This window comes from Roseospira navarrensis (assembly GCF_009601025.1).
Classification (GTDB): domain Bacteria; phylum Pseudomonadota; class Alphaproteobacteria; order Rhodospirillales; family Rhodospirillaceae; genus Rhodospira; species Rhodospira navarrensis.
The window spans coordinates 21002-27336 of record NZ_WIVE01000058.1 but is presented as its reverse complement, the minus strand read 5'-3'; the positions used below and the strand labels follow the sequence as shown (position 1 = coordinate 27336).

At 69.0% G+C, this 6335-nt stretch carries 5 protein-coding genes; 1 reads left to right on the top strand and 4 read right to left on the bottom strand.

From position 1 onward, the window contains the following. Window positions 1–237 precede the first annotated feature (237 nt). Window positions 238–1668 carry a GGDEF domain-containing protein gene (locus tag GHC57_RS15155; RefSeq protein WP_153345762.1) on the bottom strand — a complete coding sequence of 477 codons (1431 nt, stop codon included), beginning with the start codon at window positions 1666–1668 and terminating at the stop codon, window positions 238–240. 260 nt (window positions 1669–1928) lie between these two features. Here GHC57_RS15155 and GHC57_RS15150 point away from each other — a divergent pair, with 260 nt between their 5' ends. Beyond that, entirely contained in the window at window positions 1929–3662 is a 1734-nt protein-coding gene (locus GHC57_RS15150) for a dynamin family protein (RefSeq protein WP_153345760.1), read from the top strand. Window positions 3663–3806: 144 nt separating this feature from the next. Here the strand turns inward: GHC57_RS15150 and GHC57_RS15145 are convergent, their stop codons facing one another. The 3 genes from GHC57_RS15145 to proC all read right to left on the bottom strand — a co-directional run bounded on the left by GHC57_RS15145 (window position 3807) and on the right by proC (window position 6334). Then, window positions 3807–4196, bottom strand: a complete 390-nt coding sequence (locus GHC57_RS15145) for a helix-turn-helix domain-containing protein (RefSeq protein WP_153345758.1) — start codon at window positions 4194–4196, stop codon at window positions 3807–3809. Window positions 4197–4647: 451 nt separating this feature from the next. Next, window positions 4648–5322, bottom strand: a complete 675-nt coding sequence (locus GHC57_RS15140) for a hypothetical protein (RefSeq protein WP_153345756.1) — start codon at window positions 5320–5322, stop codon at window positions 4648–4650. A 172-nt stretch (window positions 5323–5494) separates the two neighbouring features. Beyond that, the gene (gene proC, locus GHC57_RS15135) at window positions 5495–6334 is read right to left on the bottom strand and encodes a pyrroline-5-carboxylate reductase (protein WP_153345754.1); all 840 of its coding nucleotides are present in this window, start codon (window positions 6332–6334) and stop codon (window positions 5495–5497) included. Window position 6335 lies beyond the last annotated feature (1 nt).

The following is a 6335-nucleotide window of genomic DNA, read 5'->3' as shown; positions in this document are numbered from 1 at the left end:
ATATAGCCCGGAATGTGCCCCTATATCCCGGGTCCCGTGATCAAATAATTCCGTCCATTCTCGAATAATTATATCCACATCACTTCGGACGGGCTCCTACCCCCCCCCCCGCGATCAGGCGGCGGCGCAGCCAGCGCGACAGTGCATCCATCACCGCCCACGAGACCCTGCGGGACCGGCTGGGCGGCGCACGTCGCCGGAGATCTTGCGCGGCTTGGGAGCCGGGGGGGACCGGGATCAAACGCGCACGACGATGCGATTGCGGCCGGTGTTCTTGGCCTCGTACAGCGCCTCGTCCGCTCGGGTCAGGATGTCCGTCAGGGCGGCGTCTCCCGGGCGGGGGGCGGTCAGGCCGATGCTCACGGTCATCGAGAACGAGACCCCGCCTTCCGCCGAGACGGTCATGCCGGCGACGGCGGACCGCACGCGCTCGGCAGCGGTCAGCGCCGCATCGGGCGGCGTTTCCGGCATCAGGGCAACGAACTCTTCGCCACCCAGGCGGCACAGGATGTCGATTTCCCGCAACTCGCCGAGGCAGCAGTCCACGAGCGCCTTCAGCGCGGCATCGCCGACCGTATGCCCCCAGCGGTCATTGACATCCTTGAAGTGATCCACATCGATGATGAGCACGGAAAGGTCGCTGCCGTACCGCCGGGCACGGCGCATTTCTCGCTCGCCATGGTCCATCAGGAAGCGGCGATTGGCGATGCCGGTCAGCGCATCGGTGGTAGCGAGGCGCTTCAACTCCTCCTCCATGGCCTTGCGGCTGGAGATGTCGTTGAAGGTCAGCAGCACACCCTGGGTCTCGTCGATCGTGATCCGGATCGCGGCGATCAGTGACCAGAACCGGCGCCCGCCCAGGCCCTGGACCTGGGCCTCATAGGCGTTCACGACGCCGTCCGCCTGGACGCGGCGCATCAGGTCGTTGCGATCCTCGCCCGCGCACCAGATGGCGGCATCGGGCAGGGTCTCCACCAATCCCAGTTGGCGGCGCGCGCTCTCGTTCGCATAGAGCACCGTGCCGTCCGCCCAGGCGGTGATGAAGATGGGCAGCACCGAGGCATCCAGGATGGCCCGCAACCGCTGCTCCGTGTTCAGAGGCGGGGCCGCCCGCTCCTCGATATGCTGTTCCACCGAGTGCTTGAGGCGCTGCAGTTCCTCGCGCTGGGTGGCGATGATGCGCAGGCGGTCGAACGTCCGCAGCGAGGTCGCGATCACAGTGACCAGATGCTCGGCCGGGTGCTGGCCGGTCACATGCACGTCCGTGACCTCGTAGCGCAGAATCAGGTCCTGGTCGGGCGCGCTGGAGCCCGGATCGGTCATCAGGACGATGCGGATGTCCGTGTTGCCCAGGCTTTCGCGGATCATGCGGGCCAGACCGACCCAGCCCTCGGGATGGCTCACCGCCGTATGGATCAGCACAAGCGCCGCATCGGGCTCGCCCTTGAGAACCTCCAGCGCCTCGTCCGGGGACCCGGCCTGCCGGAGCCGGACCGGGCGCCCGGCGAACACCATCCGTTCCACCGCGCTGCAGGTCAGGACCGCCGCATCCCGGGTGTCATAGACCGCCAGGATGGACCAGGCCGGGCCGTCGAGCGCGGGGCGTCGGCTGTCTCTGGCGATCGGCTCGTCGCCATGGTCGCGCAGGGGGGAGACGTTCTCAGGCATGAGGCCATTTCACTTCATGACACTTTCTGGACCGGGCGGCGTGATCCAGAGAATTACAAAATTTCGCGCCGTGGCCAAGGGGCTTCACTTCATTCCGGCCCGATTTCTACTGAGCGGGCTCCGCGCGTCGCGTCCCGGCGGCGCCGGCGTATGGCGGATGCCCCCGCCGGGGATTGGACAGGTCGCGCGGCCATGCCTACACTGCGCCGCACACGCGGCGCGCCCGGCGCGTCACTCCCGGACATCTGACGAGATCGCTCATGACCACACGCACGTCGTTGCGCAACCGCCTGCGGACCCTGGAAGCTCACCTGCGCAAGGAGCACCCGGATCTGGTTCAGCTCATGCCGCTGTTCCGCCGCGTGGACGGCATTCTGTATCGGGCCGGTCTGCTCGACCGATCCGAATCGCTGGCGGCCCGGATCCCCTGGTGGCCCATGATCAGCGTGCTGGGCACCTTCTCGGCGGGCAAGTCCACGTTCATCAACAGCCACCTGGGCGTGGCGCTGCAATCCACGGGCAACCAGGCCGTGGACGACAAGTTCACCGTCATCTGCTACGGCGAATCCTCGGACTACCGCGTGCTGCCCGGCACCGCGCTGAACGCCGATCCGCGCTTCCCGTTCTTCCGCATCAGCGACGAGATCGAGAAGGTCGCCCCCGGCGAGGGCAAGCGCATCGACGCGTATCTGCAGCTCAAGACCGCCAGCAGCGCGCAGGCGAAGGGCTGCATCGTGATCGACAGCCCGGGGTTCGATTCCGACGACCAGCGCCGCTCCACGCTGCGGATCACGGATCACATCATCGACCTGTCGGACCTGGTGCTGATCTTCTTCGATGCGCGCCATCCCGAACCGGGCGCCATGCAGGACACCCTGCAGCATCTGGTCTCCAAGACGGTGCGGCGGGCCGATCCCACCAAGTTCATGTACGTGCTGAACCAGATCGACACCACCGCCAAGGAGGACAACGCCACCGAGGTGGTGGGGGCGTGGCAACGGGCCATCGCCCAGGCGGGGCTGGTGAGCGGGCGCTTCTTCGCCATCTACAACGAGGGTGTGGCCGTCGAGATTGCGAACGACGACCTGCGGGCCCGCTACGAGGCGAAGCGGAACCACGACCTGCGCGAGATCAAGGGCCGTATCGCGGAGATCGGCGTCGGCCGGTCCTATCGGGTGGTGGCGATGCTGGAGACCGTCATCAACGAGCTGGAAACGGAACTGATTCCGACTCTGACCCATCACCTGGCGCGCTGGCGTCGGCGCGTCATGATCGCCGACATCGTGTGGTTGGGGGTGATGCTGGGCCTTGCGGGCGCCGGGTTCGCCATCGCCGGCGCGGGCAGCCTGACGGCGGCCCTGACCTGGGTCGCAGGCGCCGGGGCCGTCGCTCTGCCCGACACCGTGCCGACATCGCTGCCGGTTGATGGCGGGGCGCGCATCCTGGCCACGGCCGAGGCCTGGGTCGGCACCGCCATGGCGTGGCTGGGCGGCGTGCTGGGCGGCGCCGGGGTTGGCGTCGGGGCCGTGGCCATGCGTCTGGTCGCCCTGGCCCTCGGCGTCTGGGCGGTGTTCCAGATCGGACACCTGACGGCGCGCAGCCTCTTCGCCAAGCGGATCCTGCCGGACCTGCCGGAGATCATGGGCAGCGCCAATCTGCGGGTGCAGGACGCGTTCCGGAAGAACACCAGGTTCTGGACGCGGGTCTACCGCAGCCGGCCGCTCGGCTGGACCGCGCGGGCCAGCCGCCGTCTGCAGAGCATCCGCGAAACGGCCATGGCCGAGGTGCAGCGCCTCAACGATCAGTACACCGATCCCTCGGGCCGCAAACAGCCGCCCATGGGCGCCCAGGCCCCTGTCAGCCCGCCACCGCGCGCGCGGACCGAGGCGCCCTCGGGCACATCGGCGTTTGCGCCGCCGCCGCCCGATCCGCTGGCGGTACCCTCCGGCGATGATCGTGCGGCGGGACCCGCGCGCAGGGGCGACCGCGGATAACCGCGCACGAACGCTTACCGGGGCGCGGCGGGAGCCACGCCCCGGTGAGGGCGGATGCAGCGGGGGCGGGGAGCGGCAGGAGACCGCCGGTCGGCCCGACCGATCCGGTCCAACCGATCCGGTGGGTCGGAGCCGGCGACCGGATCAGGATTCCGCGGCCAGCGCGCGGGCAAGCTGGCTGAGGGCGTCCTGATGCCGCTCATTCTGGATCATCGCAAAGTTGCGCGCCAGTTCCAGGCACATTCTTTGCCGGCCCTGGCCGGTGGGCTCGACGTCCCCTTCCAGGCCGTCGAAGAAAAAGCTGACCGTGACACCCAGCACCTGGGCAATCTCGAACAGACGACCGGCCGAAATCCGGTTTATGCCGCGTTCGTACTTGTGCGCCTGCTGATAGGTCACGCCGATCATTTCAGCCATCTGCTGCTGGCTCAGGCCCAGCATCACGCGTCGCTCGCGGATGCGCTGACCCACGTAGCGATCGACGTCGCTGGCGCGGTTGGCGGGTTTTTCAGGCACCATATCCATCGGAGTCATGCGATTCATTGTTCCGTTTCCTGATCGAGGACCGGACTCCCCGGTTCGGTCCGGGGTGGATGCACCGCGTTTGCTGCGTTCGTTCCACGAACCGCGCCCCCCCTTTTGAGCGCCCATCCCTCATTGGATTGGACGGCTCGCCGTTCCCTGCTTCTTTCGACAGGTCGATGCCTTTTCTGAGTACCCCTCGGAGGGATAAGGCCGCAAGGATTGACGGGTGAGAATCCCGATCGTTCACAACATTTAAAAAGCCACAGTCAGGCTGAAGGGGTGTTTCAATCCAAAATTGATCGCCGGAAAAGGTGTGCGCCTCGCACGGCTCCGCCGTTTGGTCGCCTAATCCGCCTGGACGTTGATTGTCGCGCCCCAGCCTTATGAATTTACGTGTAGGCGGTAAACCGTCCGGTTGACTGCGGTGTGGTCGGCCGTGACCATCGGACCACCCGGATCGTTACGCGGTTTCGTCGATCAGCGTCCGGTACGCGGGAGTCTCGAACAGATACTCTACCCCGTCGCCGCCCGGCAGCCGTTCGGTGGCGGCGCCGACAACCCGGTTGACGGTCCGGTAGGCCGCGTTGCCCAGACGGGTGCGCAGGTCGCTGGGGCTGTCGCCGGAGGATCCATCGTCGGTGCGGGTCGCATCGCGGAGCGCCCCGGCGAACCGCTCGGGAGTCTGACCGAACAACTGGGCCATGATGCCGAGAGAGCCGGCCAGGAACGCGGTTTGCCCGCCCGAAGGCGGCAGCGGCACGCCCGGGCCGTGGGGATCAAGTCGCGCCGGGGATTGCCTGTCCTCTGCCGTGGGCGCGCGGCCCGCGTCGCCATGGCGCCGACCCGCCTGGTCCGGGGCAGGGGGAACCCACGCGGGCGTCGATGGGCGCCGCCGGGTTTCATCCGGGGTTGGGGCGTCGGCGGAGCGCCGCCGGCCGTCGTCCTGCGGCCGGTCCTGGACGGTGCGCGGATCAAGGGCGGGGGGCTGGCCGGCGCGACCGTCCAGGTCCAGGCGCCGGAACCCGAGCGCCTGCGTCTGCTCGGCGGTGCCGAGCGAACGTCGCGCCGCGCCGTCGTGGACGGTGCGCAGCGTATAAACCGGATGTGTGGCGCCTATCCGCCCAGCCTCGATCATGGCTGTGATCCGTTCCGGCGGAACCATCGTCCCGCAGGCCAACCCACGGCGACGACCGACCCGTCGCCCATTGTGCCGCCTACGACACTCTCATGCGCATTAGATCACAGCCGGAACGAGAGGGAAACCGTTCCTTCGGTCGTATCCGGTTCGGCAGGCCGGGCGCGGGACCTCAGCCGGCCAGCTCGCGCGACCGCCGGGCGGCGGCGGCCACGGCCCGGGTCATCAGGGGACCGAGGCCGGCACGGTCGTTCATGAGTTCGTCCAGGGCGGCGGCCGTGGTGCCGTTCGGGCTGGTGACGTTGCGGCGCAGCGTCGCCGGGTCTTCCTCGGCTTGGTCCATCAGCGCGCCGGCGCCGCTGACCGTGGCGCGGGCGATGCGGGCCGCCAGGGCCTCGGGCAGGCCGGCCTCAACGCCGGCGCGGGCCATGCACTCCGTCAGCCAGAACACGTAGGCCGGTCCGCTGCCCGAAACGGCCGTCACGGCATCGATCAGCGCTTCGTCGTCCACCCAGGCGATGTCGCCCACCGCACCCAGCAGGGCGTCGCAGGTGGCGCGGGCGGTCTCCGTCACGTGCGCGTTGGCGCAGGCAACGGTCATGCCCCGATGCACGGCGGCGGGGGTGTTGGGGATGCTGCGCACCACGGGCGTGCCCGCGCCCAGCGCGGCCTCGAAGCCGGCGATCAGGCGGCCGGCCGCCACCGACAGCGCCACCGTGGTCCCGTCGCCCAGGCTGCGATAGGCCGGCAGCACGTCGTCCATGATCTGCGGCTTGACCGCCAGCACGAGCACATCCGGCGCCGGTCCCTCGGCCAGGGGCGCGGCCGGATCGGCGGCCAGCCGGACCCCCTGCGGAACCCTGCCCGGGGCCGGATCGATGATGGTGACGTTGTCCGGCGCCACGCCGTTGTCCAGCCACCCGGTCAGCAGCGCGCCGCCCATCTTGCCGCCGCCGACGAGCCACACCCGGACGGTGGAGAGGGCCGCGCGGGACAGATCGGATGCCGGCATG